The organism is Arthrobacter roseus (genome assembly GCF_016907875.1).
GTDB classification, from domain to species: domain Bacteria; phylum Actinomycetota; class Actinomycetes; order Actinomycetales; family Micrococcaceae; genus Arthrobacter_J; species Arthrobacter_J roseus.
In genome coordinates this window covers 2,952,514-2,978,260 of record NZ_JAFBCU010000001.1, presented here as the reverse complement: position 1 = coordinate 2,978,260, position 25,747 = coordinate 2,952,514, and the positions used below count along the sequence as shown (strand labels likewise).

The 25,747-nt window shown below is 62.2% G+C and carries 24 protein-coding genes; 5 read left to right on the top strand and 19 right to left on the bottom strand.

Going from position 1 to position 25,747, the window contains the following annotated elements; all coding sequences use genetic code 11:
* The 4 genes from JOE65_RS14465 to JOE65_RS14450 form a co-directional block, all read right to left on the bottom strand.
* On the bottom strand, nt 1-2,013 hold the full coding sequence (locus JOE65_RS14465; protein WP_205163843.1) for a penicillin-binding transpeptidase domain-containing protein: 2,013 nt from the start codon (nt 2,011-2,013) through the stop codon (nt 1-3).
* Nucleotides 2,014-2,020: 7 nt separating this feature from the next.
* Nucleotides 2,021-2,479 carry a hypothetical protein gene (locus JOE65_RS14460; RefSeq protein WP_338021660.1) on the bottom strand — a complete coding sequence of 153 codons (459 nt, stop codon included), beginning with the start codon at nt 2,477-2,479 and terminating at the stop codon, nt 2,021-2,023.
* Nucleotides 2,476-2,916, bottom strand: a complete 441-nt coding sequence (locus JOE65_RS14455; protein WP_205163842.1) for a cupredoxin domain-containing protein — start codon at nt 2,914-2,916, stop codon at nt 2,476-2,478. Before JOE65_RS14455 ends, JOE65_RS14460 begins: the two co-directional genes overlap by 4 nt.
* Before the next feature lie 132 nt (nt 2,917-3,048).
* Entirely contained in the window at nt 3,049-3,606 is a 558-nt protein-coding gene (locus JOE65_RS14450; protein ID WP_205163841.1) for a HutD/Ves family protein, read from the bottom strand.
* A 94-nt stretch (nt 3,607-3,700) separates the two neighbouring features.
* On the opposite strand from JOE65_RS14450, the gene clpB reads away from it, so the two are divergent.
* A complete protein-coding gene (gene clpB, locus JOE65_RS14445) occupies nt 3,701-6,289 on the top strand; it encodes an ATP-dependent chaperone ClpB (protein ID WP_205163840.1) in 2,589 nt (862 codons plus the stop codon).
* Here the strand turns inward: clpB and JOE65_RS14440 are convergent.
* Nucleotides 6,286-7,467, bottom strand: coding sequence for a septum formation family protein (locus JOE65_RS14440; protein ID WP_205163839.1), 1,182 nt, complete (start codon nt 7,465-7,467; stop codon nt 6,286-6,288). The genes clpB and JOE65_RS14440 overlap by 4 nt on opposite strands.
* A 269-nt stretch (nt 7,468-7,736) precedes the next feature.
* On the opposite strand from JOE65_RS14440, the gene JOE65_RS14435 reads away from it, so the two are divergent.
* Nucleotides 7,737-7,964 (top strand): DUF3073 domain-containing protein, encoded by a 228-nt coding sequence (locus tag JOE65_RS14435; protein WP_205163838.1) that lies wholly within the window; start codon nt 7,737-7,739, stop codon nt 7,962-7,964.
* A gap of 200 nt (nt 7,965-8,164) precedes the next feature.
* Here JOE65_RS14435 and purM read toward each other — a convergent pair whose 3' ends face one another.
* From purM to JOE65_RS14405, 6 genes are read right to left on the bottom strand one after another with little or no spacing between them, the layout of a single operon-like run.
* The gene (gene purM / locus JOE65_RS14430) at nt 8,165-9,298 is read right to left on the bottom strand and encodes a phosphoribosylformylglycinamidine cyclo-ligase (protein WP_205163837.1); all 1,134 of its coding nucleotides are present in this window, start codon (nt 9,296-9,298) and stop codon (nt 8,165-8,167) included.
* A complete protein-coding gene (gene purF / locus JOE65_RS14425) occupies nt 9,295-10,896 on the bottom strand; it encodes an amidophosphoribosyltransferase (protein ID WP_205163836.1) in 1,602 nt (533 codons plus the stop codon). Before purF ends, purM begins: the two co-directional genes overlap by 4 nt.
* Nucleotides 10,897-10,908: 12 nt before the next feature.
* Nucleotides 10,909-11,220, bottom strand: coding sequence for a hypothetical protein (locus JOE65_RS14420; protein WP_205163835.1), 312 nt, complete (start codon nt 11,218-11,220; stop codon nt 10,909-10,911).
* Nucleotides 11,217-11,606, bottom strand: a complete 390-nt coding sequence (locus JOE65_RS14415) for a sterol carrier family protein (RefSeq protein WP_205163834.1) — start codon at nt 11,604-11,606, stop codon at nt 11,217-11,219. The genes JOE65_RS14420 and JOE65_RS14415 overlap by 4 nt, the downstream gene beginning before the upstream one ends.
* An 11-nt stretch (nt 11,607-11,617) precedes the next feature.
* On the bottom strand, nt 11,618-12,634 hold the full coding sequence (locus tag JOE65_RS14410; RefSeq protein WP_205163833.1) for an asparaginase: 1,017 nt from the start codon (nt 12,632-12,634) through the stop codon (nt 11,618-11,620).
* 15 nt (nt 12,635-12,649) lie between these two features.
* The gene (locus JOE65_RS14405; protein WP_205163832.1) at nt 12,650-14,191 is read right to left on the bottom strand and encodes a molybdopterin-dependent oxidoreductase; all 1,542 of its coding nucleotides are present in this window, start codon (nt 14,189-14,191) and stop codon (nt 12,650-12,652) included.
* 92 nt (nt 14,192-14,283) lie between these two features.
* Between JOE65_RS14405 and purD the strand changes: the two genes are divergently transcribed.
* Together purD and JOE65_RS14395 are read left to right on the top strand one after the other, a co-directional pair.
* Nucleotides 14,284-15,648 carry a phosphoribosylamine--glycine ligase gene (purD, locus tag JOE65_RS14400; RefSeq protein WP_205163831.1) on the top strand — a complete coding sequence of 455 codons (1,365 nt, stop codon included), beginning with the start codon at nt 14,284-14,286 and terminating at the stop codon, nt 15,646-15,648.
* The gene (locus tag JOE65_RS14395) at nt 15,645-16,553 is read left to right on the top strand and encodes a phosphoribosylaminoimidazolesuccinocarboxamide synthase (RefSeq protein WP_205163830.1); all 909 of its coding nucleotides are present in this window, start codon (nt 15,645-15,647) and stop codon (nt 16,551-16,553) included. Before purD ends, JOE65_RS14395 begins: the two co-directional genes overlap by 4 nt.
* 330 nt (nt 16,554-16,883) lie before the next feature.
* On the opposite strand, the gene JOE65_RS14390 is transcribed toward JOE65_RS14395, so the two are convergent.
* Together JOE65_RS14390 and JOE65_RS14385 are read right to left on the bottom strand one after the other, a co-directional pair.
* On the bottom strand, nt 16,884-17,261 hold the full coding sequence (locus tag JOE65_RS14390; protein ID WP_205163829.1) for a universal stress protein: 378 nt from the start codon (nt 17,259-17,261) through the stop codon (nt 16,884-16,886).
* A 19-nt stretch (nt 17,262-17,280) separates the two neighbouring features.
* A complete protein-coding gene (locus JOE65_RS14385) occupies nt 17,281-18,687 on the bottom strand; it encodes an APC family permease (RefSeq protein WP_239536742.1) in 1,407 nt (468 codons plus the stop codon).
* Nucleotides 18,688-18,938: 251 nt separating this feature from the next.
* Here JOE65_RS14385 and JOE65_RS14380 point away from each other — a divergent pair, with 251 nt between their 5' ends.
* Nucleotides 18,939-19,481, top strand: a complete 543-nt coding sequence (locus JOE65_RS14380) for a hypothetical protein (RefSeq protein WP_205163828.1) — start codon at nt 18,939-18,941, stop codon at nt 19,479-19,481.
* A gap of 54 nt (nt 19,482-19,535) precedes the next feature.
* Here the strand turns inward: JOE65_RS14380 and JOE65_RS14375 are convergent, their stop codons facing one another.
* The 6 genes from JOE65_RS14375 to JOE65_RS14350 all read right to left on the bottom strand — a co-directional run bounded on the left by JOE65_RS14375 (nt 19,536) and on the right by JOE65_RS14350 (nt 25,531).
* Entirely contained in the window at nt 19,536-19,862 is a 327-nt protein-coding gene (locus JOE65_RS14375) for an IS30 family transposase (RefSeq protein ID WP_239536741.1), read from the bottom strand.
* Between the two features lie 141 nt (nt 19,863-20,003).
* Nucleotides 20,004-21,440, bottom strand: a complete 1,437-nt coding sequence (gene ltrA / locus JOE65_RS14370) for a group II intron reverse transcriptase/maturase (protein ID WP_338021659.1) — start codon at nt 21,438-21,440, stop codon at nt 20,004-20,006.
* Between the two features lie 535 nt (nt 21,441-21,975).
* Nucleotides 21,976-22,974: an IS30 family transposase gene (locus JOE65_RS14365; RefSeq protein WP_205163827.1), complete on the bottom strand. Its 999-nt coding sequence runs from the start codon at nt 22,972-22,974 to the stop codon at nt 21,976-21,978.
* A 6-nt stretch (nt 22,975-22,980) separates the two neighbouring features.
* A complete protein-coding gene (locus JOE65_RS14360; RefSeq protein ID WP_205162978.1) occupies nt 22,981-23,346 on the bottom strand; it encodes a hypothetical protein in 366 nt (121 codons plus the stop codon).
* Nucleotides 23,347-23,759: 413 nt separating this feature from the next.
* Nucleotides 23,760-25,253 carry a multicopper oxidase domain-containing protein gene (locus JOE65_RS14355; RefSeq protein WP_205163826.1) on the bottom strand — a complete coding sequence of 498 codons (1,494 nt, stop codon included), beginning with the start codon at nt 25,251-25,253 and terminating at the stop codon, nt 23,760-23,762.
* A complete protein-coding gene (locus JOE65_RS14350) occupies nt 25,250-25,531 on the bottom strand; it encodes an SHOCT domain-containing protein (RefSeq protein ID WP_239536740.1) in 282 nt (93 codons plus the stop codon). Before JOE65_RS14350 ends, JOE65_RS14355 begins: the two co-directional genes overlap by 4 nt.
* Nucleotides 25,532-25,747 lie beyond the last annotated feature (216 nt).

Sequence of the window (25,747 nt, the reverse complement as noted above, 5' to 3'; positions counted from 1 at the left end):
TTACCGGGCGTTAGTGAGGAATTCCTTCAGTAGCGGACCGCCTGATGTCGAGCCATATTCGCCTTCTTCCACGAATACGGCGACGGCGAGATCACCGTGCAGGGCGACGATCCAGGCGTGCGTGCGGGGCGGATCCTCCGACCCAAATTCAGCTGTGCCTGTTTTGGCGAGTACAGGCTCACCCGGGACCTCAGCCAGGAGTGCCGCGCCGCCGTCGGTCACCACCGAACGCATGAGGCTGCGGAGAGTTCTCGATTCCTCGGCTGTGATGGACGGTGCCGCTTCCGAGGAGGGCGTCGCTGTTGCGGTTGGGGCGAGGCTTGGTGTTGCGGACGACGACGGCGCTGCGCTTTCCGTGGCTTTGTCCTCAGCTGCCAGCAGGGTGGGGGAGATGCGTTCGCCGGCGCCAATCGAGGCGGCTGCGCGCGCAAGCGCAAACGGTGAAACGAGGACTTGGCCCTGCCCGATCATGGACGCTGCGTGCGCGGTGCCGGTGGCCTCGGCTGGAACGGCGCCGAAGAACACTGGTAAACCAACCCCCGGCGTTTCGACGCCTATTCCCATGGCTGCGGCGGCCTGGGACAGGTCCTGCTGGGAGACCGTGTCGTGTTCGGCAATGAATCCGGTGTTGCAGGAATGTGCAAACGTACTTCGCAGAGGCACGGTGCCCACGGCATTCTCTGGGTAGGTGGGCGCGTTTTTGAAGGTGGCACCATCGACCGTGACTGATTCAGTGCACTGCGTGGGTGAATCGGGGGTGAAACCGTGGCGCAGCAGGGCGAGCGTGGTAGCCATCTTGAACGTGGATCCGGGTGGGTATTGGCCCAGGAGCGCAGTGTTGTAGCCCTTGCTGCCAGGACCGTTCGCTACCGTGAGGATGTCTCCAGTGGACGGGCGGATTGTCACTATCGAGGTTGCCGAGGGTTCCTGTTCGAGGATGCCTTCGGCGAGGGACTGCAGTTTTGCGTCAAGGGTGGTCTTGAGTGGTTTGCCGGAAATGGGTGTTTTGGTGAACAGTTCCCGGGGCTCCGCGCTGGTGGGTTCCTGTTCTTCCGCGGTGGCTTCGTCGTTGGCCGAACCGTCCTGTTCTGGCGTGGCTGGTAGTGCTGTGATCGAGATGCCCGGGGTGCCACGCAGTTGTTCGTCGTACTGGGATTGGAGGCCTGACAGGCCGGTGACATCGCCGGCCTGCAGTTCGCCGTCGGATTCTTCAATCATTTCGGCGGTGGCTTGGCCCACGCTACCCAGCGTTGCCCGCGCGAATTCGCGCGTGGGCGCCAGCTCCATTGTGTCCTCGATGGCGCGGGCGCCGGCAATGGCGGCGATTTGCTCGTCGGTGATTTCACGGTTGTCCTCGCGCAGCACAATAGCTTCAACGAAGGCGTCGGGTCCGGCCGCAGCGACCCGGTCCGAGTAGGTGGCTGAATCCATGTCAAGGAGTTTCGCCAGGACAGTTGCCGAACCCTTGGCCTCTGAGTCTTCGACGCGCGTTTTGTCGATCCCCACGTGAACAACGGGGCGATCCGTCACGAGCACGGCGCCACCGGCTCCGAAGATATCGGCGCGATCGGCTGGCGTGTTCTTCCGGATCAGGACCTCTCCTTCTGCCAAGCCCTCAACGATCAGTCCGGGTTCCCAGCCGACCTGCCATTCCTCTTCGCCGCGGGTGAGGTTGGCGGTGGTGGTGTAGGTCCAGTCCTGGTCGGTCTCGTCGATATCCCAGATCACGCTGAGATTGGCTGTAGCGGTGTCGTCCTCTGTTTCCTCAACGGAGTCCACTTTCACCGTCGGCTTCAGCGGCTTGAGGGCACCGACAATCGCCTCAAGGGTCTCCTGTGGCCTGGCAGGGGCCCCTTCCGCGAAGGGCACATCGGAGATATCCAATGAGGACAGTGCTCCCGCCAGTCCAGTGGCGGCCTCTTGAGCCGTAGGGCCCTGGTCCGTGCATGCGGTCAGTGAAAGCGCGACGGCGGCGGTGGTGAGTGCGGCGGTCAGACTGCGGATTTTCCCCATGCGCCCATTATGCCCTGCGCCGTGGCTCCTTACTGGCCTTCGGCCCCGAGCGACCCAGTGCAACGAAACCGCAGATGGCGAGAACTCCACCAAGACCCTCGGCCACAGCTGTCGCCGTCTTCTGAGCAAACCAGATGGGCTCGTACATGGCTGGGATGGGACCAAGCGGGGGAAGTTCGACGTACCGTGACAGGAGGACGGCGGCGAACGCGGACAGGGCGACCACGGCGGCGACGGCATAGGACCGGCGGCTGCCGACAAGGAGGAGGTAAAGTGCCGAGATAATGGCTACGACCGCCTCGATCCGGAACAGGTTACCTGCACCGATTCCACCCGGGGCTGACTTGTCGTAGTTGCCGGCCAATTGAAAATGGATGACGGCGTCCACGATCAGGCAGGCGACGATGACAATCCGCAGGACAATCAGGCCCGGCGCATTGTGCCGGGCTTTTGCTGAGCGGATCACTCAACTACCAGCGATCCGGTCATGTTGGGGTGATAGGTGCAGATGTAGGCGTAGTCGCCAGCCTCGTCGGGGGCGGTGAACGTGACGGTTGAGTTCCCTTCGACGACCGCGTCGAAGAGACCTTCCTCTTCTGAGGTCACGGTATGGGCGGCAGCGTCCTCGTTGACGACGGTAACGGTGGCGCCCGGCGCTATGGAGTCTGGCCCTTCGAACTTGAAGTCCTTGATGGTGATGACCACTTCTTCGGCTTTTTCGCTTTCACCTGCCGACTGCGAGGCTGAGGGCGAGGACGATCCAGCCGGACTCTGTGATGAGGACTGTGTGGATTGCTGCGATGGTTCGGAGTTCGGCGATTCCTCTGCTGAGGAACCGCAGCCTGCAAGACCGATGAGGCCAGCGGCAAGAGCAAATGGGAGGGCGCTTTTTCGGAAATTCATGATGATTCCTTCCGCTCGGAGTCCGTGGCGATCCTTGAATGACGGACGCCGCATCGCAATCTGCGAAGAAACTCGAACTGTGAGTGATTCGTCACCATAAGCGTTAGGGATTGCTTTCACCCGAAATTGGTATCAGGCTGCCATGATCGAGATCAGTGCGGCGAACCCGCGTCCTGTCACCGCGCAGTCTTCGGCGTCGAGAACAGCGTCGAATGGTGACATGGTTGCCGCTTCAGCCGTGGGCGCTTGAGCCTCAATGCTCGCCTGGCCCTTGAGGAGCACGAGAATGTGGCCGGCGCTGAGCCGAAGGCGTTGTTTGCGGGAGAGCTCAAAGACGATGAGGCCAGCCGCGTATCTTTCGGGGTCTGTGAAGACATTGAGCGCCTTGACTGCCCCAGTGGGTAGAGCGCAGGTGGTCTTGGCGCCGCCGTCGAACCTCAGGGGCCGAAAACGCTCGAGGGCATGTTCTTGCCCGTCAACGGTCAGCAGGGCCAGTTCGCCGCTCGCCAGTGTGAAGATGCGCTGCATGCCGGGAAATTCCGAGAAGGGACCCCCGCGTTCGACGTCGGCCAGGCTCACTCGCCAGCCTGGCGCGCCATCGTCGTGTGATTCTACGGCGATGTCACGGGTTTGACCGGCGCCGTTTCGCCAGGGCTGTGGTTTTGTCTCGAGGGTGTGAACGAGTCGCATTTTCCCAGTGTGCCAGAGTCAGTAGACCATGGAATTTTAGACTTGAGTGGAGTATGCTCAAGTTATTCTTTTCGATCCCTCAGAAGGAGCTCTTTTGGATACCAAATTCACGACGAAGAGCCAGGAGGCTCTTTCGGCCGCAGCAATGAATGCCTCTACCGCCGGGAACCCCCAGGTTGAACCGGCCCACCTCCTTAAAGCTCTCATGGACCAGCGGGAGGGAATCGCCGTCGCCCTGTTGAAGGGCGCGGGCGTGAATCCGGAGACTGTGAGTGTTCAAGCGAGCACGGCCATCAAGGCGTTGCCCGCTTCCTCAGGTACCAACGTGGCGCAGGCCCAGTACGCTCGGCCCCTGCTCATGGCCATCAAGGCGGCGCAGGATGAGGTGGAGAAGATCGGTGACACGTTCATCTCCACCGAACATCTCCTGTTGGGTCTGGCGGCCGACGCCGGGAAGGTCGGCGACATCTTGAGGAACGCGGGTGCGTCCCACGAAGCGCTGAATGCTGCCCTACCCGGCGTCAGGGGTGAGGGCAAGGTCAATTCCCCGGACCCAGAAAACACTTTTCAAGCGTTGGAAAAGTACGGTGTGGACCTCACCGAAATCGCGCGTTCAGGGAAGCTCGATCCAGTGATCGGCCGTGACTCTGAAATACGTCGTGTGGTTCAGGTTCTGTCGCGGCGTACCAAGAACAACCCGGTACTGATCGGTGAGCCCGGCGTGGGCAAGACCGCCGTTGTAGAGGGTTTGGCACAGCGCATGGTGGCCGGAGATGTGCCAGAGAGCCTGCGCGGAAAGAGCCTCATCTCGCTCGATCTCGGTGCCATGGTGGCTGGTGCCAAATACCGCGGTGAGTTCGAGGAGCGGCTGAAATCGGTACTGGAAGAAATTCGGTCTTCCAACGGCCAGATAGTGACGTTCATCGATGAAATCCACACCGTCGTTGGTGCTGGTGCGTCCGAGGGGTCCATGGATGCTGGCAACATGCTCAAACCGATGCTCGCCCGCGGAGAACTTCGTCTGATTGGCGCTACCACCCCGGATGAATACCGGGAAAGAATTGAGAAAGACGCGGCCCTGGAGCGCCGATTCCAGCAGGTGCATGTGGGTGAGCCCAGCGTTGAGGACACCATCGGAATTCTGCGTGGGCTCAAGGAACGCTATGAGGCGCACCACAAGGTGTCGATCGCGGACTCTGCTCTTGTTGCTGCGGCCAACCTCTCCGATCGCTACATTCCTGGGCGTCAATTGCCGGACAAGGCTATCGACCTCGTAGATGAGTCCGCATCCCGGCTTCGCATGGAGATCGACTCCGCGCCGGAGGAGATCGATCAGCTCCGAAGGGCCGTGGACCGGCTCACCATGGAGGAACTCGCACTCTCCAGCGAGACAGACGCCGCGAGCCGTGACCGACTGGACGCTCTGCGCGCGGACATGGCGGACAAGAAGGAACAACTCAGTGCGCTTAACCTCCGGTGGGAGTCGGAGAAGGCTGGCCTGAACCGGGTGGGTGATTTGCGCGCTAGGCTGGATGAACTGCGCTCCGCCGCGGACAAAGCACAGCGCGAAGGAGACCTGGAAACGGCATCGCGCTTCCTCTACGGTGAAATGCCACGGGTTCAGCGCGAACTCGACGCTGCGCAGGCTGCGGAGGAGGACACCTCGGGTGCGGACCTGATGGTCGCCGACCAAGTCTCCGCCGATGACATTGCCGAGGTCATCTCCGCCTGGACCGGCATTCCTGCCGGACGCATGCTGCAGGGCGAATCCCAGAAACTGTTGCAGATGGAGCAGGTCCTCGGATCGCGTCTCATCGGGCAAGGGAAGGCAGTGCAGACGGTTTCCGACGCCGTTCGCCGTGCTCGTGCAGGCGTCAGTGACCCGGACCGGCCCACCGGTTCGTTCCTGTTCCTGGGACCAACCGGTGTGGGCAAGACCGAGCTCGCGAAGGCGCTCGCAGACTTCCTCTTCGATGATGAGCGCGCCATGGTCCGTATCGACATGTCGGAGTACTCGGAGAAGCACACCGTGTCCCGTCTGGTGGGGGCGCCTCCCGGCTACGTGGGCTACGAGGCGGGTGGTCAGCTTACAGAAGCGGTCCGGCGTCGGCCGTACTCCGTTGTCCTGTTGGATGAGGTGGAGAAGGCGCACCCGGAGATATTCGACGTCCTGCTCCAGGTGCTCGACGACGGCCGGCTGACGGATGGACAGGGACGCACGGTTGATTTTCGCAATGTCATTCTGGTGATGACGTCCAACCTTGGCTCACAATTCTTGGTGGATCCGTCGATGGAGGAGCAAGCTCAGCGTGCAGCGGTCATGAACGTGGTCAACGCGAGCTTCAAGCCGGAGTTTCTCAACCGGCTGGACGAGGTCGTCATGTTCGATGCTCTCAGCCTGGATGAGTTGTCGCGGATTGTTGATCTGCAGGTGCAGTCACTCGCTGCCCGTCTGCATGAGCGCCGTTTGACGCTGGAAGTCTCGGATGCGGCACGGCAGTGGCTGGCTTTGACGGGGTTCGATCCAGCCTACGGGGCAAGGCCGCTGCGCCGGCTCGTGCAGCGCGAAATCGGGGACCGGATGGCGCGTGGTCTGCTCTCGGGAAGCATTGCCGACGGCGACACCGTGGTGGTGGACCGCGAAGAGGGCGGCGAAGCACTGACAGTGTTGCCTGCGCGTTAGCTAATCAGCAGGGATTCGACCAGGGTGCCTGCCTCGTCGGTGAAGACATAGCAGTCAACGCGTCGGTCTCCGTTGGACCACGTCTTCTCTCCGGGGCTTGCCTCGGTCTGACGCAGCTCATCGAACTTGCGGATGGCGTCCGCATTCAATGTGGCGCCCTCGCAGGTCTCGGCAGCCTTGGTCCGCAAGGACTCCTTGCCCGGATACTGCGTCTCATCCGGATACGTGAACGTAGCGACCAGCTCGGCGTTGTGCGGGGTGTCGCAGGTGACCACGGTGACCTCACTGTTGATGTCCTCAAACCCTTGAAGACACTGGCCCTCCTGAAGGTCAAGCGGGCTGACGTCCTGGGCGATCACGCCTTCAGCCTCTCCCTCTGCAGAGCCGCCGAGTCTCCCACTGAAGAGGTTGACCACGATGAAGATGATCAGCGCCAGTGCAGCCAGAATGGCCAGCCCTACAAGTATCAGCGGCAGGTAGTTGGTCTTCACCGGGGCGCTGTGGTTTCCCCGGGGACGCCGCTTCGGTGAGTCCTGGCCAGGTGAGCTCTGGCCAGGTGAGTCCTGCGCCGGAGAGTCCGACGACGGCGTCCAGCCGGATGCGCTCCCTCCCGCTCCCATGTGCGCGGCAGGCTTACTGCGCGGCGGGGACTGTTGCGGGTTCATGGTCTCCTCAGGAGTGTCTGCACCTTCGGACGGGGTGCTGCCTTCGTTGACCTTATCGACGTCGTCGTGCGGTGGCGTGTCCGCGTCCGGATCGTTATCCGGTGAGTTTTTTGTTTTCGTGCCAGGCGACCCAACGAGCGGGACGCCGCCAGCGAGGCGGCCCGCTTCTTCTGCTTCTTTGGCTACTCTTCGCGCTTCTTCGGCGACAGCCTGGAGCTCGGCAGCCTCAGCAGTGTCGTCACTTATTTCCACAGCGGCAAGCGAAGGCTCCTGGAGCTCCACATCTTCAGGGGTTACGCCGAGTTCTGGTTCAACGTCAACAGGCACGTCACCGGCTTTGGTTTCGTTGGAGAAAATGATGCCCCACCGTTTCGCATCAGCTCCCACCTGGAGCCATTCGGGGGCATCTGAGGACGCTGCCAAATTGGGCAGGCCTTCCTCACCGACTGCCGGATCCACTCCGGATGCTGTCGTCGGTTGTGCGTCGTCGCCTTTGCTTTTCTTGCTGTTCATTGTGGACTGCGGCCTTCCCCGAGGTGCTCTGTCAGTGATGCGTTGAACATCGCTCTGACAACGACTTTATCCAAGATCGGGCGGGAAGTGCGGATATCCCAAACCGGATCGCTCCGGTCGCTTCAGGGGGCGTGGTTTGTTGCGCATCAGAGGGGGAAAACATGTACCCTAGAGATACGACAGAATTGATCAGATATTCCGGGGCCGCAACGCCCACGGCCTAGTGCCGGTTGCCCACCTCCGGATCGACGTAAAAAGGGGGTCACGCCATGGGGCGCGGCCGTCAAAAGGCAAAAGCTACAAAGCAAGCACGGGACATCAAGTACTTTAGTCCCGCGACCGACTACTCGGCGCTTCAGCGTGAGCTGGACGCCAAGGGTCACAGTTCCTCGTCTTATGCAGAGGGTCCACCAGAACCGGACTACTCAGATTATGCAGACAAGTACGCGGACACGTATGTGGAGGAAGAAGAAGACGGTACTCGCCGCATCGGCTGATCGCCTTCTGTACATTCTCCGCAAGAGCTAACGCCGACACGACGCGAGCAGCGGTGTATCCAGGACTAACATCCGGACACACCGCTTCAGCTCGTTAACAGCCCCGTTTTCACGCCCCACGATCAATTGAGTGACGATTAGTCACTCCTGGTGGGTTAGTCGCGGTTGAAACCACCATGAATGACCAATGGTCACTCTGTTCAGGCGAAGGTGCCGACCATCCGCACGGATCCGCCGTTGACACCCTTGGCGCCCTGCACGTAGTCCGGTCCGTCCGTGGACAGCGCAGAGTCTGCAGCCGCAACCCTACCCATAACCCATGCGGGCACGCCCCGAGAGCTCAGCCGAGCGACGGCGGCATCTGCGGCTTCTACCGAGACGATCGCGACCATGCCGACGCCGAGGTTCAACGTGCGTTCCAGATCCGGCAGCGGCACGTTGCCGAGTTGGGAGACCAAGCTGAAGACCGGCGGCAGTGACCAGGTGGTGCGGTCTACTGTGGCTTCGAGTCCCTGGGGCAGAACACGGGCGAGGTTTGCAGCAAGGCCACCGCCGGTGACGTGGCTGAAACCGTGCACTGCTGCTGCTTCGGACACGGGGAACTGACGTGCCAGGTCCAGGCAGTCGGCGGCGTAGACCCGTGTGGGTTCCAATAGCTCCTCGCCGAGCGTTCGGCCCAGCTCGGAGACCTGACGGTCCAGCTGCCACCCGACGTGGTTGATGACGCGGCGGACCAGAGAGTATCCGTTGGAGTGGATGCCGGAGGACGCCATACCAATGACTACGTCTCCTGCGCGTACCCGTTCCGGCCCCAGGAGCCTGTCTGCCTCAACAACACCAGTTGCCGCTCCGGCGACGTCGTACTCGTGCTCGCCCAGGAGCCCGGGGTGCTCAGCGGTTTCCCCGCCAACCAGGGCCGTGCCAGCAACGGAACAGGCGGCTGCGATTCCGCGCACAATATCCGCGATTCGCTGCGGGTCCACCTTGCCGCAGGCAATGTAGTCCGTCATGAACAGGGGCTCCGCGCCGACCACCACAATGTCGTCCACGACCATGCCCACCAGGTCAAACCCGATGGTGTCGTGAATGTCCATGGCCTGCGCAATGGCCACTTTGGTGCCCACACCGTCGGTGGACGTGGCCAGGAGCGGCTGACGGTAGGTGAGAAGCCGAGAGACGTCGAACAGCCCTGCAAATCCACCGAAGCCTCCGACCACGCTTGAGTTATGCGTGGCCTTTACCGCATCCTTCATCAGGTCCACCGCGCGGTCTCCGGCTTCGACATCGACGCCTGCGGAGGCATAGGTGATCTGGCTGGGGACTGGCTGGCTCATACGGATTCTCTCTTGTCAGCGTCGGTCAGGAAGTCGTCGAATTCGGCGTCCGGTCCGGGATCGCACCCGGTGGCGCCTGGCTTCTCCGCTGGATCAACCGTTGGGTCAATGACAGGATCGGCGGCGGCATCCGTGGTGCCACGTTCCAGGAGGTTCTTGCCGCGGCGTTCCTCGGATGAAAGCGGGATGGGGTACTCACCGGTGAAGCACGCCGTGCAGAGATTCTTTCGGGGCTGGCGGGTGGCTTCGATCATGCCCTCCGCGGAGAGATAGGCGAGACTGTCAGCGCCGATCGATGCGGCAATTTCAGCCGCGTTCGCGCCGTTGGCGATGAGTTCGGCCCGTGAAGCGAAGTCAATTCCGTAGAAGCATGGCCACTGGATGGGTGGCGAGGAGATCTTCACATGCACTTCGGCGGCACCCACTTCACGCAGCATGCGGACCACGGCACGCTGGGTGTTGCCGCGGACAATTGAGTCATCGACGACGACGACGCGCTTGCCACGGATGACGGATTCAAGTGGGTTGAGCTTCAGCTTGATGCCCAACTGCCGCAGCGTTTGGCTGGGTTGGATGAACGTTCGGCCAACGTAGGCGTTCTTCACAAAACCGTGGGCAAAGGGGATGCCGGATGCTTCGGCAAAGCCAACGGCCGCGGGTGTACCAGATTCAGGAACGGGGATGACGACGTCGGCTTCCGCCGCGTTCTCGCGTGCGAGCTGGCGCCCCATCTCCACCCGCGATTCGTAGACGGAACGGCCGCTAAGGACGGCGTCTGGGCGGGCCAGGTACACATATTCGAAGACACAGGACGCCGGCGTTGGCTTGGCGAAGCGCTCCGAGCGGATGCCATCCTCGTCGATGGCGATGAACTCACCCGGTTCGATGTCGCGGATGTAGCTGGCGCCAACGGTGGCCAGGGCGGAGCCTTCGGAGGCTACTACCCAACCGCGTTCCAAGCGTCCGAGGACGAGCGGACGGACGCCGTGCTGGTCCCGTGCCGCGTACAGAGTTCCTTCGTCCATGAAAACGAAGCAGAACGCGCCAACAATTTTGGGAAGAAGCTCCAGCGCGGTCTCTTCAAGGGTTTTGCCGTCGTCGCCTGCAAGCAGAGCCGTCACGAGGGCTGTGTCCGTGGTGTTTCCCTGCGCCAATTCACCGCTGCGCGGCTTGCCATGACGCTCGATCACCATGTCGTAGAGGTCCGCGGAGTTGGTGAGGTTGCCGTTGTGGGCCAGCGCGACGGCGCCCTGAGAGGTTGCGCCAAGGGTGGGCTGGGCGTTGGACCAGTGTGATGAACCGGTGGTTGAGTAGCGGCAATGGCCTACCGCGATGTGCCCGGTCAGGGTATTGAGCGTACTTTCGTCGAAGACCTGAGATACGAGGCCCATGTCCTTGTAGACACGGATGCGTTCGCCGTCGCCGGTAGCTATTCCGGCTGATTCCTGACCGCGGTGTTGCAACGCGTACAGACCGTAGTAGGTGAGTTTCGCAACTTCTTCGCCGGGAGCCCATACACCGAATACGCCACAGGCATCCTGTGGGCCCTTTTCGCCAGGGTTGAGGTCATGAGTGAGCATTCCATCGCCGCGCGCCATGTGCTTATTCTCTCACGAAGGAGGGTAGGTTTGGTCTTCTTCTTCGTCGATGGCTTCAACAGTGGCTTCGCGTGACTTTCGCACGCTGATACGGTCCAGGATCAGCGCTGCCAAGGCTCCCACTGCCACACCCGGTACGGCGAGGATCGTCGTGAAGAAACCCAGAATGGCAAAGCGGCTGTGCTCTGCGCTCTCGGGTCCAGTCAGGGCAAAAATCATGGCGACAATGAATGCGAGCATGACACCGAGCGCCAGGAAGACACCGAATTTGGGTGCGCGCCGGATGGTGACCTGACGTCGTTGTGGTGTCTGTGATTCACTCATTCGCTAATTCTATCGTCTGTAGAAGGGAACAGGGGCAGGACATCCGCCAGCCCAGATCGTTGACCAGAGGCGGCAACTTTGCCAGCACGGACTGCGTCCGCCCACGTGGTGTTGCCGGTCACCAACGCCAACCAGGTGCCGGCGTCGGTTTCGACGACGTTGGGCGGTGTTCCGCGGGTATGGCGCGGGCCCTCGATGCACTGGGTCACGCCATGGGGTGGCACCCGGACTTCCACGCTGTTGCCCGGCGCACGGTGCGCGAGCTCCTCCAGGGTGTAGCGGACGGCCGTTGCCGTGGTGTTCCTGTCCGGCAGAGGTTCACGAGCCCCGCCCACTGCAGCCAGCGCGGAGCGACCATCTGCCGCTGAGATCCGACGTCGTGCCATGCCCTGTTCTCCTAGGCCTGCTGGCGATCCAGCTGTGCCATGACCGCACTGCCGAGGCGGATTCGTCCCACGGGCTGGCCCTTGCCGAGTATGGGGCGGACCACTTTGTCCAGTACCGGGCCCACAGCGTCGGCATCGACGGCGCCAGCGGAGACCAGCAGGCTCAGCGCCACCAGTGTGGCCGCGCGTGGGCTGCCATCAAGAATTTTGACGGCGACGGATACGCCCGTTGGTGTGCCCATGATCATGACGCCTTCAGCGCCAAGCTTCGCGATGATCCCCAGCTCATCCATGACCACAGTGTTTTCGGTGCCCTTGCCCTGAACCGCCCAGGGGTAATCCAGCATGGCGGTGGCGACCGTGGCGGCACGCGCGTTGCTCGCCTTGTTCGAGGGTGCCTTCGCCAGCCGCGAGACACCGCGTGCCAGACCCGTGAGTGAGACCGCTCCCACCGGTGCACCGCAGCCGTCGATAGCGATGTGCTCCACCTTCTCGCCGGTGAACTCCTCGATGACTTCCATGACCCGCTGTTGAAGGGGGTGGTTGGGCTCAAGGTAGGTTTTGGTGTCCCAGCCGTTTTCGACGCAGGCCCAGAGGAACGCGGCGTGTTTGCCGGAGCAGTTGAACGCCACGCGCTGTTTGCCCTTTTCGGTGCGGACCAGCCAGTTGCGTGCTTCCTCGTCCTGCGGCCAGTCTGCCGGGCACTGTAGATCTTCCTCGGTGAGGCCTGCGCCGGCGAGCATGCTGCGGACGACGTCCATGTGCTCGTGGGAGCCCACGTGGCTGGCGGCGGCCAACGCCACCTGCGCCCCGCGCAGGGGGACACCGGACTGCATGGAGGCAATGGCCTGAAACGGTTTCAGCGTAGAGCGCGGAAAAATGGGGGCTGTGATATCCCCCAGTTCCGTGACCACGTCTCCGTCAGCGGACATGACGACGGCGGACCCGATATGACGGGATTCGATGAATCCATTGCGCTCGACAACGGCGAGCTCAACAGCGTTGGCAGCAGTGAAAGTTTCAGGCATGAATCCAGTCTAGGGTTACTCGGCGGTGAACTGGACGGACTGCCAGCCGGAGGCGCCGTTGGGCACCGTGCCGGCGCGCTCGTCGGTCTGCACGCCGTTGACGGCATCCGTTGCCCGCGTCCGCAGAGTGTGGAGTCCGGAATCTACGGTGATGGAGTGGTGCCACTGGCGCCAGGTGTCCACGGAGGCTTCGGCGTTGAGGGTGACCTTCTCCCAATCGCCGTCGTCGAGTTGTACTTCCACTGCGGAAATGCCGCGCGTCTGAGCCCAGGCTGTTCCTCCAATGGCAACCTTGCCTGCGGGGACTTTCTGGAACGAGGAGGGCACCTCAAGACGAGACATGGTCTTGATGGGGCCGCGCTCTGACCACCCGCGCTCTGTCCAGTAGGCCGTTTTCTTATCGAATCGGGTAACTTCCAGCTCAACGACCCACTTGGTAGCCGAGACAAATCCGTAGAGTCCCGGAACAACCATCCGTACCGGATAGCCATGCTCCAGAGGGAGAGGTTTGTCATTCATCCCGACGGCGAGGATCGCGTTGCGGTCATCCTGCAACACTTCGATAGGGGTGGATGCGCTGAACCCGTCGATACTGGTCGAAAGCACCATGTCCGCGTCCTTCAGCGGACGCGCTCGCTCGAGAACCTTGCGCAACGGGTAGCCGAGCCATTTCGCGTTGCCTGCAAGATCGCCGCCCAGCGGGTTGGACACACAGGTAAGAGTCACGAATGTTTCCAGTAGGTCGGCGTCGAGTAGTTCCTGAAAATTCATGGTGAACTCTTCCTCCACCATGCCGTGCACCCGCAACTCCCACGTCTGGGCGTCCACCTGCGGAACGCTCAGGGCTGTGTCGATGCGGTAGAAGTCCTTATTGGGGGTCTGCCACGGGACCACGCCCTCGATGTCGGGGTGAAGGTTATCCGGCAGCGGTGGCGCGGGTTTGCTGGGCCGGGGGAGTTTCAACGCGTCGCGGAACTCTAGAACATTTCGTCTGGCCGCGCCCAATACTCGTCCGCCACCGGCAGCAACCAGTGCGACGGCGGTCGATACGCCAGCGGCAACAAAGAACTTGCGTCGTGTCGAGCCTGCCTCCGAAGCATCAGGGTCAGCGCCGTCGTCGGCTTTGAGGTTGTTGATCATCCAGCGCAGCGCAAAGAAGCCCGCCACCGTTCCGACGACGGTGGGTAGAGCGTCTGCTGGTCCGGCACCCGCGCGGGTGAGGACACTGGCCAGGATGATAACGCCCAGCAGCACCACTCCGAGTGCTCCCCACAGCCAGCGTCGGAACGCCAGGACACCCAACATCATGGCCATGACGAGGATCGTCACCGCCATCCCTACGAACAGGGCCGCCTTGTCATTGGTGCCGAACGTTTCGATGGCGAAATCTTTCAACCATCCGGGCGTGAAGTCGATGAACGTGGAGCCCAGCGCAATCAGCGGCGTCGCTCGTGCCGTGAAGAAAGCCGCCACCAACTCGGCGATCCCGAGTACCACCCCGGCAGCCACCACACCAGAGAGTGCGGGCAGCGCATTGGTCCTCAAGAGTTTCTTCATACGTATTATTCGGAGCGCGGGCGTCTTTGGCTTGGTCTCCATTGCGTTAACAACTTCAGGAGCCGGTTCACCCAAGGGTACGCTTGGGCCTTGTGAAGGTTCTAGTGATCGGCCCAGGCGGCCGCGAACACGCAATTATCCGCGCACTGCTCCGCGATCCCGCCGTTGACGAGGTTCATTCCGCGCCGGGTAACGCAGGAATCGCATCGGATGTGAGCGTCCACCCGGTGGATGCGTCCAACCCGGAAGCCGTGACTAATCTGGCCCGGAAGCTCGCCGTCGGGCTGGTGGTTGTGGGACCGGAGGCGCCGCTGGCTGCCGGTGTGGCCGATGCATTGCGCGAGGCAGGGATTCCCGTTTTCGGCCCGTCGCGTGAGGCCGCCCAGCTTGAGGCTTCGAAGGCGTTCGCGAAACAGATCATGGCCGCAGCGAATGTGCCGACGGCGATGGCCCGGGTGGCTACCGCGAGCGCCGAAGCTGAAGAAGCGCTGGACACTTTTGGTGCACCATATGTTGTCAAGGACGACGGCCTCGCCGCAGGTAAGGGCGTTGTGGTCACCGAGGACCGTGCTGTAGCACTGGCTCACGCCCAGGAATGCTTCGCCGCTGGCGGCACCGTGGTCATCGAGGAATTCCTCGACGGCCCGGAGGTGTCCCTGTTTGTGCTCTCAGATGGTCGTAGCGTGCTGCCGCTGGCCCCGGCCCAGGATTTCAAGCGGATAGGGGACGACGACGCCGGCCCCAACACCGGCGGCATGGGCGCTTATTCACCGCTTCCGTGGGCGCCGTCGAACCTCGTTGATGAAGTCATCAGCCGCGTTGCCCAACCCACGATTGATGAGATGGCCTGCCGCGGAACGCCTTTCGTCGGCGTCCTGTACTGCGGCCTGGCGATGACTTCGCGCGGCCTACGGGTCATCGAGTTCAACGCACGCTTTGGGGATCCGGAGACTCAGGCCGTTTTGGCCCGGCTGCGCACACCGCTGGGCGGGCTGCTGCTGGCTGCGGCCACGGGCGAACTTGATGAGGCCGAGCAGTTGCACTGGAGCAATCGGACCGCCGTCGCCGTCGTCGTCGCCTCTGAGAACTATCCGGACAAACCGCGAGTCGGGAACCGCATTTCAGGGCTCGATGACGCTGAAGCACTTGAGGATGTTCAGGTGCTGCATGCGGGGACAGCGCTCGACGATGAGGGTCACGTGGTCAGCGCTGGTGGGCGTGTGCTTGCTGTGGTGGCTCTGGGCGACGGGCTCGAGGAAGCCCGTGAGCTCGCATACAAGGGCGTGAACCTGATTGAGCTTGCTGGGTCACAGCATCGGATCGATATTGCGTTGAAGGCATCCAGAGGGATGGTCCACGTGCCGAGTGCCTCCACACGGTCAGTGTCTTTGGATGCGCCTGTCTCTTTGGACGCGTCAGTCCCCACGGGTGCCACTGTCGAAGGCAGACTGCTGTGAAGGGCTTGGACGCCGTCGCGGCGGAGTTGCCCGGCTGGAAGCACGTCTATTCCGGCAAAGTCCGTGACCTGTATGTGCCTCTGGAGCCCGGCGAGGCCGCGGACCGGGTGCTCGTGGTGGCCAGCGACCGGATCAGTGCCTACGACCACGTACTGGCCAGTGAAATTCCAGACAAGGGCACCATCCTGACCCAGTTGAGCCTGTGGTGGTTTGAACAGTTGGACGTGCCCAACCACGTCATTGCCTCTGAAGTGGCCGACGGCGTTCCGGCGGCTGTTGCTGGCCGCGCCATGATCTGTCGGCACTTGGCCATGTATCCCGTGGAGTGCATTGCCCGCGGCTACCTCACCGGCTCTGGCTTGTTGGAATACCGCGAATCCCGGACGGTGTGCGGGCTGCTGTTGCCCGAGGGGCTTGTGGACGGGTCCCGGTTGGAGCCGGCCATCTTCACGCCGTCAGCGAAGGCCGAGGTGGGCGAGCATGACGAGAACATTGCCTACGACGGTGTTGTTGAGCGGGTCGGGGCGGAGACCGCCGATACGCTGCGACGGTTGACCCTGGAAATCTACACGCAGGCCGAGGCAATCGCCCGGGACCGGGGCATTATTCTCGGGGACACCAAAGTGGAATTTGGGCTGGATCCTGCCACGGGTGCTGTCATTCTTGGCGATGAGGTTCTGACACCGGATTCGTCGCGGTTCTGGGACGTTGAGGACTACGAGCCTGGACGGCCGCAGCCTTCCTTTGACAAGCAGTACTTGCGCGATTGGCTCACCTCTGCTGAGTCCGGTTGGGATCGGCATTCAGGGGAACAGCCTCCTGAGTTGCCCGAGGACGTCGTGCGCCGCACCCGCGAGCGCTACGTTGAGGCGTATGAGCGGCTCACCGGGCGTAAGTTCTCTTAGGTCCTTTGGACAAAAATGTGGCGCAGCTGCAGGTAAGTGGTTGACGAACCACGTTCCTGTCGCTGCACCACATTGTGGTGTCTACCGCTGAGGGCAGAACAGGAACCTAGCGCTTGTGGGCCTTTGGCTCGTCGTCGTGCTTGGCCCGCTTCTCAGCGCGTTTTTCCTTCAGTGACTTGGTTGCAGCCTTCTTTGCTGCGGGGTTGCTTGGTGTTTTCACAGAGATTTTCCTTTCCCTCCGCGGGCGGGGGTAATCTGCCCGTTGCCCATGACCATACCCTCTTTTACAGGAAAGGCCATTCGTGGCAGAAAGGCTCTGCTATTGGTCGCTCAGTGGCGGTTGGCCTTGATGGCCAGAACCGGGCATTCAGCCTCGAGAAGGATGCGTTGAGCCGTACTTCCCATGAACAGTTTGCCCACAGGAGTCCTTCTCCGCATGCCGATGACCACTAGTTCAGCATTCTGTTCACTGGCGGCTTCGAGTATTTCCTCAGCTGGGTCATAATCGCCGACGATCTCCATCAGTTCGTGGTCCACCCCGGAGCCGTTGAGCAGGTCCTGGAGCTCTTGGTTGTCCGCTGGGGAAGGGCCTTTGCGGTTTGCACTGACCACGATGAGCCGGGTGGCCTTCTCCGCGGCGAGTTCAAGGGCGTATTTCAGGGCTGCTTTGCCCTCGGGGGTGGCTCGGTATCCTACAACTATGCCCATGGGTATCTCCTTCTTAGTCTCAGGCGTCTAGGTTTTCGGGATCGCTGAAGCGGGTTCTCTTGGCCCGCACGCTTCGGTTCCAGAGCCAGTTGAGAGCCCAGAGGACGACGCCCAGGGCCAGCATCACGCCTGCGATCTGGTATTCGATGGGGTCCTGCGCCCACGGTCCCACGAGGAACGCACAGGTGATGGCGCCAATATAGGGCAGGATTTTCGGTGCTTTGAAATGGTCGCGGTCAATAGGCTTCCGGCGCAGGACGATGCAGGCAATATTGACCACCGTGAAGACAATGAGCAGCAGTAAAGCGGTTGTCCCGCCGAGCGCGCTCACGGTCTCACTGCCCATGAAGTTGGTGACGGTGATGATGAGGGCGGCGGCGATCGCCGTTGTGAAGATGATGGCGGCCCAGGGGGACCGGCGGCCGGGGAGCACCTTGCTGAGTGAGCGGGGGAGGACGTCTTGTTTGGCCATGCCGTAGATGAGGCGGCTGGCCATCAGCATGTTGATGAGAGCTGTGTTGGCGACGGCGAAGATAGACAGGAACGGGTAAATCACGTCCACCGGGATTCCGGGGGCGCCTACCTGCACCACCTCCAGTAGCGGCGTCGCGCTTTCGGAGAGCCGGCCGATAGGGACGATTGCGACGGCGGTGATGGACACCAGCACGTAGACGACGGCCGTGATGGACAGGCCGGTCAGCATGACTTTGGGGAAGATCTTGACGGGGTTGTGAGTTTCTTCGGCCATGTTGACGGAGTCCTCGAAGCCAACCATGGAGAAGAACGCCAACGATGTGGCGGCGGTAATGGCCAGGAAGACGCCCTTGTTCGCTTCGGCTTCGAAGACAACCACGTTGCTGAAGTCCACGTTGCCCTGGCTCATGGCCCAGAACCCGATGACGATAACGATCAGCAGACCGGTGAGCTCTATGAGCGTGAGCACCACGTTGAACTTGATGCTCTCGCCGACGCCGCGGAGGTTGATCAGCGCCAGGACAACGATGAAGGTGACAGCAATAGCGGTGACCCCGGTGGGTCCCCAGTCCAGATCGAAGCCGATGATGAAGTTCTCGGCGAGGAACTTTGAAGCAGTGGCGGCTGAGGTGATGCCGGAGCTGAGGACGGCGAACGTCACGAGGAACGTGACGAAGTGAATGCCGAACGCTTTGTGCGTATAGAGAGCAGCGCCTGCAGCCTGTGGGTATTTGGTGACGAGCTCCAGATAGGAGAAAGCGGTCACGGTGGCCACGGCGAAGGCCAGCAGGATGGGTGCCCACGCGGCACCGCCCACTTCTCCGGCGACCTTGCCGGTCAGTGCGTAAACGCCTGTGCCCAGGATATCGCCGACGATGAACAGGAGGAGGAGCTTGGGCCCCATAGCCCGTTTGAGCTCCTTTTTCTCTTCGGTTTCGACGTTCTCGCTCATACTCCGACCCCTTCCGGGCGGTTTGGTGCCTTTGGCTGTTCAGTATTCCACGCGTAGTGGGTTGGAGGCAGGTTATCCACGAGAATGAAAACGGGGTGGTCTTGCGTCGGTCGGCATGCTAGGGGCCACAGTGTATGCTTTCGGCAGCAACACTAACCTGGGGATGAATTCATGAATAACGCACCACTCCGGCCTGCCCGAAAGCCAGGGTCCTCCTGCCCATCGCCGTCGGTTTTGGGTTATTTCTCACGGTGCTCGGCCTCATCTTAGGGGGCCTTGGCGGCGCGATCATGATGGCCGCTATCCTCACCCTGCTCACCGGCCTCTACTCGCTGATCACCCGTCGTCCTTCGTGGGCGGGGCTGACAGGGAGGAAAGTGGCTCTCGTTACTGTCGGATTCAGCCTGGTCGGTCTAATGGTCGGCGGAGCGCTTCTGCCTGCCGGTGAGGACACCGTTCCGACGGCGGTGGCCGAGCCGACCTCCTCAGCGACGCCGTCTCCCACACCTATGCAGACGGTCACCTCCACTCCCACACCTAGTCCCACGCCGACGCCGACTCCGGCAGATACGGCACCGGTAGATGGGGACGACGTGGCTGCCGCAGCCGGGGATCCGGTGGCCCCTCAGAACCAGCCGGAATACGGTGTGCGGGCTCTGGCGCTGCTGGAGACGTTGGCCGTCAAGGGCCGTGCACCCAAAACGGGTTACGATCGCGAGGAATTCGGCCGGGCGTGTCACACCCGTGTGGAAACTGTGACAGCGAGAGCGGTTCGGTCTGTAGATAACCCGTAACGACATGCTCAACCGGGACCTGACGGAGATTCGGCACGCCAAGGAGTTCTCGCATCACGTGGGAGACGTGCTGGTTGCTGTGGAGGGCGAGGTTGGTGCCTTTCGGGAAATACTGGCGGCGAGGCCGTTGAAGTTCTCGTTTGCACCGCGTTGCCATGGGCTGGATCGTTCGGAAAAATACACCGGAACCCCGCTGGCTTTGGTGAGTTCCTCGTGGCTGGCCATTTCCACTCCTTGGTCCCATGTCAGTGAGCGTTTCAGGGATGGCGGCAGCTTGGCGAACGCGCTGATGGCTGCGGCGTTGACGCTTGCTGCGGTATGGTCCTGGGGCAGGTTGACAATGATTCCATATTGGGTTTTCTGTTCCCTCAGGGTCATCATTACCGAGACGGAACCGACCCCCACGACGTAGGGTCGGGCCGGAGCGCGATAGCGGGGTTGCTCCCGGTTCGTTTCTCCGACCCGCCCTCCGCACCGGACGTGCGACTCTCATCGCATCCGGCGCTCCACGGATAGCCACTCTTAGCCCGTATGGGCCCATGGTGACGGGATTTTGTGCCCGCGCCATCGATACCGGGTGACCGGTATGGTGGCGGTATCGAACATGGTGATCCCGTCGGCTTCCGGCTGGTTGCCAGGCCTTCCGGTCAGGAACCGCCGGTAAATTTCCCGCCAGGTAATACGTTTGTGTCGTTTGCGGATCCATTGGGTCACCCGATGCCAGGTAAAGGCATCGAGGTAACCGAAGGTCGCTTTGGACACTCCATGGCGGAAATAGTTGCACCATCCCCGCAGGACCGCATTGAGACGGCCCAGCAGGTCGGCCAGCCCATGGTGTTCTGATTTGCGTGTCAGCGCCCTCACCTTCCCCAGAATCGTCAGCAACGATTTCTTGGACGGGTAGGTGTAGACGTAACTCTTAGTTGTTCCTTTCTTGAGCCGCCGCTGGATGCGGAAACCCAGGAAGTCGAACCCCTCGTCGAGATGGCAAACACGGGACTTATCAACGGAGATCTGCAACCCCAGCGGGGCTACGACCTCCGCGACCTCGTCCCAGAGCGCGTCCGCATGGGCTTTGGTTCCTGCCACCATAATCACGAAGTCATCCGCATAGCGGATGATCCGGTAGGTGGCCCCGCCGCGTTTGCGGTGCGCGTCTCTTCGCTGTGATGTCTGGTGGGCATCCCATTTATCGCAGAAATGCCTGTCCAGCACCGACAACGCGATGTTGGCCAGCAGTGGCGAAATGATGCCGCCCTGCGGGGTGCCGGTATCGGATTGCTTGATCTTCCCGTCGGCGGACATCACGCCCGCTTTGAGGAATCTGCTGATCAGTAACAGGACGCGTTTGTCCGTGACGCGCTGACGCACTTGCTCCAGCACTGCTGAGTGCTTCAGCTCGTCAAAACACGCCTGAATATCTGCCTCGAACACCCAGCGGTAGCTGCTGGTGCCCAAAGCGTGTATCTCGGCGATCGCATCCTGCGCCCGACGTTTGGGGCGGAAACCGTAACTAACCGGCTTGAAATCCGCCTCAAAGATCGGTTCCAACACCAACGCCAAGGAGGCCTGCACGACCCGATCCATCGCGGTCGGAATGCCAAGCCTGCGCAGCTTGCTACTGCCCGGTTTCGGAATCAACCGTTCCCGCACGGGCAGCGGGACAAACGTACGGGTTTTCAACTGTTCCCGTGTCTGCCCCAGAAACTCCACAACTTCGGCACCGGCACCGATCAGGGCCGGGATACGCCGGTCTACTCCGGCAGTTCGGGCACCCTTATTTCCCTTGACCCGACCCCACGCTACGGTGAGGAAGTCCCGGTCATAAACGAGGTTGAACACATCATCAAACAGGCGCTCTGATTCATTGACCGCCCAGTGGTGCAGCTTCGTCTGCATCGCACGTACCCGCGCGGTTGCCTCTTCGAGGTCAGCCCATAGCGGTTCACCGGTATTCACCAGCGCCTCCGTTCCTGCAGTAATTGCTGCTTCTATCCGCTGGGGCCCTTCGCCATGTACGAGGCTTTCCCCCGCTCGGACTACTACGGCCCCTCCGCCCCGTCATGCCGCGATCGGCGGACAACACACTCACCCGTACTGGCACCCCTGGATGAGGAACAAGTGCGGGAACAGCACGACGGTTCCCACGTTCACTGTTTACCGATTGGCAGGTTAGGCGCCCAGCTATGCCCCTGCGATATCGCCACGGCTACGCCGCAGGCCTTCACCGTGGCCTCGAATGCCAACGATCTTAACCGGCATCCAAGTTCCCGCCCCGTGATGAGGGGACGGTGCGCATCGCAGGCCAGCCCATATCCACCGAATTTGAGCTGGCGGGAGACTTGAGGAGCGTTTAGCACTGGTTCCTCTCGTACACCTTCCTGCCTTGCTTGCCGGACCCGGACCATTCGGTAGTACTGGCCCGTCCCGGCGTTGTCGCAGGCTGCTTGCCACCCTCCCCGGCGTTTCCCGGTTCAGGCTGCCCCCAGCTTCGTTATGCTACTGCGACAACACAACGGCGAAGGTCTTCCACCTCCGCCCGGTAAAACAGCGCCTCGTGGCGCACCAAGTCCCCTTCCCAATGGCCAGCTTCCAACCGTGTTTCCACCTCTGCCGGGCGCTGGTCAATCATTGTCATGTTGCGGATCCGTGAGCCTTGCCCCGTGCGGATGCGCCAACGGGTCTTACGGATTCGTCGACCGGTGCGCAGCTTGGTGGCGTAGCGCTTGTGCAGGCCTTGGCCCTCGCGCAGCAGCAGCGACCGGTAGATCGTTTCGGGACAGAGCCGCAATGACGGGTCATCGGGGTAGGTCCTCTTCATCCATCCGCAGATTTCATCCGGGGACCAGCAGCGGTTGAGTTTGCGTTGCACGAGCCCGCGCAGCCCGGGGTTGGCGGCGAGTTTGTGGGCTTTGGGTCGGGCCCGTTGCCGCCGGGCATCGTGGTCGGCCGTGCGGGGCAGGTACCGCCCTTCGCCGTCGCGGTGGCGGTCCAGTTCTCGTTTGATGGTGGAGGGCTGACGGCCCAGTTCACGGGCCACCCGGCGCATAGAATGTCCCAAGTTCAAGAGGTCCGCAATCCGTAGCCGTTCCCGGACATCGAGGTAGCGACCAGCCGCTACCGGCGGCGGTTGGAGGGAAGGGATCTGGTAGTTATTGGCGCGCCGCAGCAGCGTGCCGGTTCGTCTGTGCATACCGAGAAGTCTGCATGCTTCGGCGTTGCTTTTGCCCTCGCGCATCAGCTGCCAGTACTTCGCAGCCCGTTCAGCGCGGTGCTGTTGCGCCTTAGAAATTGTTGAGGCCAGTACCTGGTCCGCGTAGCGGCTCGATGACATGACGGCGGCGTGCTGGGCTGCCGCTGCCGCGTTGCGTACCTTGGCAAGCCGGGCAAGGCGTTCGCGTTCGCAACTGCGGCAGCGCTGGTCTGTCAGACGCAGCAGTGCTTGGCAGCGCCTCAAGGTGACCTTCTGGCCGCGGAGCAGGTCAAAGCGCACGTGAACTCACCGATACGCGGTCGAACGGCTCACCCCGCTGGCCGAGGCCGAGAGTTCAAGGCTGCCGCCATTTTCAAACGCGGCCCAGAAAGTGGCCTCGTCCGCGACGTTGACCTGCAGATGGTGGCGGTCCGTGGCCTCGCTGACTGTCGCCTCCCACGATGGGAGCCTGGACGTGGTGAACCCAAGTGCCGCCCTCGCTTCTGCTGTACTCAAACCCTGACGGCGCAACTGAAGATAGCTTTCACGCAACCAGCGGTATCCAACTTCTTGGTGGATGCCGGCTGCGCGGACGGATGATCTAAGACTGCTTCCTTGCTTGATCGAGGCCAAAAACCGGAGACCAGCTGGAGAGGAAGACTTCAGATACATATCGAATCACCTTGAAATAGGTGTTGCTTCGATCGATAGAATCCCGCGTCCCATAAGAGGAACTCCCACCGAACACACCCCACTGTGACCTGCACCTGTCAGTTTCAGAAGGCGACTGCACAGAGTGTCAAAAGTCGTCTGCACCAGCATTGCGCACAGCATCTGCCACTGAGCCGCAGCTGCTTTCGCCGTTATTGGCGTCTTTGTAGGCACGGCCAGATTCTTTGACAACCCGGCTGCTGAATGCAGCGCGCCCAGCGCTGGTACTGGCTGACAAAGCAGCGCAGCTGGTGCGATCCTCCTGACGCGTTCCCCCATGGGACGGAATCGTTGTTTGAGGTCCGATTTCCGCCGGGCACAGCAGCCGGGAACTGAGAGCCGGGCAGTGGCATCGCCCTCCGGTAGCCCTAGCCTCAGCGGGCTTCGACGGTGCCCATCATGCCTTGGTCCTCGTGGTCGAGGATGTGGCAGTGGTAGACAGTGCGTCCCGGGAAGTCTCCGAACGCGATGAGGACTTTCACCTGCCTGCGGGCCGGGACGTTGACGACGTCCTGCCACCTCGGTTCGGGGACGTCGCGGCCACCGTCTTCGATGACCTGCATGGGCCACACGTGCAGGTGCACGGGATGGTCCATGGGACTGGAGTTGGTCAGGGTCCATTCCTGGACGGTCCCGGCCGCCACTGCGGTGTCAGTCCGCGTAGCGTCGAATTCCCGGCCGTTGATGGTGAAGGCCATCATGGTGTTCTCCGCGCTGCCTGCGCCGTCCATCATGGCGCCGCCACCGCCCATTCCCATGGCGAAGTCCAGGGTGTGGCGGGCGGCGACCGGTTCCTGGCGCAGGTCCCGCAGCGTGGGGCCGGCGGGCACGGGGTTTGGTGTCTGCGCCCGGTCACCTGACACCTCGAAGGTGAGCAGTTCAATTGCCTCGTCTCCGCCGGCGCTGTTATCACCCATCATGGCCCCACCCATCATGCCGTCCATGCCGCCGCGGTTCACCGGTGCTGTCAAAAGCATTGCGGAGCCTTCGGTGGTTTCGACGAGCAACTCGACGCGATTGCCGGGAGCGAGGAGCACTTCGGTGATCTCCTCGGGAACCGGCAGTCGCCCGAGGTCCCGGCTGAGCAACTGGACCCGTTGGCCCTCCAGCTGCAACCGTAGATAGCGGGAGGGGCAGGCGTTGACGATCCGCCAGCGTTCGCGTTCCCCGGGTGCGGCGGTCAGTCGCGGGCGGACTTGGCCGTTGACGAGCACGACCTGACCTTCCCTGCCCATCATCTGCTGCATCTGGTTCACCTCGGCCAGGTTGCCGGAAGCATCCAGGGACAGGTCGGAGACCACCATGACCCGCTCTCGGGCGGCCGGTACAGGCTCGAGATCCTCGACGATGATCGCCCCGTAAAGACCGGCGGCGACTTGGTCGGCGACGTACCCATGGCGGTGGGGGTGGTACCAGTACGTGCCCGGCGGGTGGTCTTCGGGCAGGATGAACTCGTAGTCGAAGGACTCTCCCGGGGCGATGCTCAGGAACGGGTTGTCGCCGTTACCCTCAGGAGAGACGTGCAGCCCGTGCACGTGTAGGTTCGTCGGGGCCTCCAGCCGGTTGGTCATCGCCACCCGGATCGTGTCCCCAGGCGCCACGCGCAGCGTAGGGCCCGGCAGGGACCCGTTGAAAGTCTGCACGGAGGCTTCACGCCCTCCGACCTGGACCCGGGTCGGGGCGGCCTCCAAGTCCAGTTCCAGCACACCGTCGCGGCTGGACAGGACCCTGGATTCGATCAGGTCCCCGCCTGCGGTGTATTCGCGACTGCTGCTGGCGGTCCACCACAGACCTGCCCCACCGACCGCTGTGGCGCCGGCCCCTGCCGCACCCAGTGCCAGCAGCTGACGGCGTGTCAGTGGGCTCACCGGCTGTCCTCCTCCAGAATCCGCAACCGCTCCCGGTACTCTTCGGTACTCAGCTCCCCGCGGGCGTAGCGTTCTTCGAGGATCTGCCGCGCGCGGCCAGGACTCGTGCCCGGACCACGGTTGTTGTCGTGGCCGGCCGTGTTCGGGGATCTGCCGGAGAGAGCCTTCACCAGCACGACTATCAGCACGATCACCCCCACGAGCACCAGCAACCCGAAGATCCACATCAAGCCCATGCTGCCCATGCCGCCGCCGTTCATCATGATCGTGCTCCTCATCTCTTGTCGTCTGTGTCATGTCAGTGTTGATCTTTGCCCCCCAACAGCGTGCTGCCGGCAGGCCTTACCGCTGCTCTTCTCCCGATTCCGGGGTGAGAGCAGCGGAGGGATTGGCCATGCGTGCTACGGCGATGATCAGCCAGGCCAGGCCAGGGCGAAGAAGGCGATGACGGGCGGGACTGTAAGGTACGGGTTTTTATACGGGGCCTCTCCTGG

Coding starts and splice junctions, on each gene's coding strand:
- JOE65_RS14450 (WP_205163841.1), bottom strand. CDS start 3,606: ATGCGACTCGTTCACACCCTCGAGACAAAACCACAGCCCTGGCGAAAC.
- JOE65_RS14405 (WP_205163832.1), bottom strand. CDS start 14,191: ATGAAGAAACTCTTGAGGACCAATGCGCTGCCCGCACTCTCTGGTGTG.
- JOE65_RS14410 (WP_205163833.1), bottom strand. CDS start 12,634: ATGCCTGAAACTTTCACTGCTGCCAACGCTGTTGAGCTCGCCGTTGTC.
- JOE65_RS14390 (WP_205163829.1), bottom strand. CDS start 17,261: ATGGGCATAGTTGTAGGATACCGAGCCACCCCCGAGGGCAAAGCAGCC.
- JOE65_RS14440 (WP_205163839.1), bottom strand. CDS start 7,467: ATGAACAGCAAGAAAAGCAAAGGCGACGACGCACAACCGACGACAGCA.
- JOE65_RS14350 (WP_239536740.1), bottom strand. CDS start 25,531: ATGAGGAGCACGATCATGATGAACGGCGGCGGCATGGGCAGCATGGGC.
- JOE65_RS14415 (WP_205163834.1), bottom strand. CDS start 11,606: ATGGCACGACGTCGGATCTCAGCGGCAGATGGTCGCTCCGCGCTGGCT.
- JOE65_RS14435 (WP_205163838.1), top strand. CDS start 7,737: ATGGGGCGCGGCCGTCAAAAGGCAAAAGCTACAAAGCAAGCACGGGAC.
- JOE65_RS14375 (WP_239536741.1), bottom strand. CDS start 19,862: ATGATGACCCTGAGGGAACAGAAAACCCAATATGGAATCATTGTCAAC.
- JOE65_RS14455 (WP_205163842.1), bottom strand. CDS start 2,916: ATGAATTTCCGAAAAAGCGCCCTCCCATTTGCTCTTGCCGCTGGCCTC.
- JOE65_RS14385 (WP_239536742.1), bottom strand. CDS start 18,687: ATGAGCGAGAACGTCGAAACCGAAGAGAAAAAGGAGCTCAAACGGGCT.
- purF (WP_205163836.1), bottom strand. CDS start 10,896: ATGGCGCGCGGCGATGGAATGCTCACTCATGACCTCAACCCTGGCGAA.
- JOE65_RS14360 (WP_205162978.1), bottom strand. CDS start 23,346: ATGTATCTGAAGTCTTCCTCTCCAGCTGGTCTCCGGTTTTTGGCCTCG.
- JOE65_RS14420 (WP_205163835.1), bottom strand. CDS start 11,220: ATGAGTGAATCACAGACACCACAACGACGTCAGGTCACCATCCGGCGC.
- JOE65_RS14465 (WP_205163843.1), bottom strand. CDS start 2,013: ATGGGGAAAATCCGCAGTCTGACCGCCGCACTCACCACCGCCGCCGTC.
- purM (WP_205163837.1), bottom strand. CDS start 9,298: ATGAGCCAGCCAGTCCCCAGCCAGATCACCTATGCCTCCGCAGGCGTC.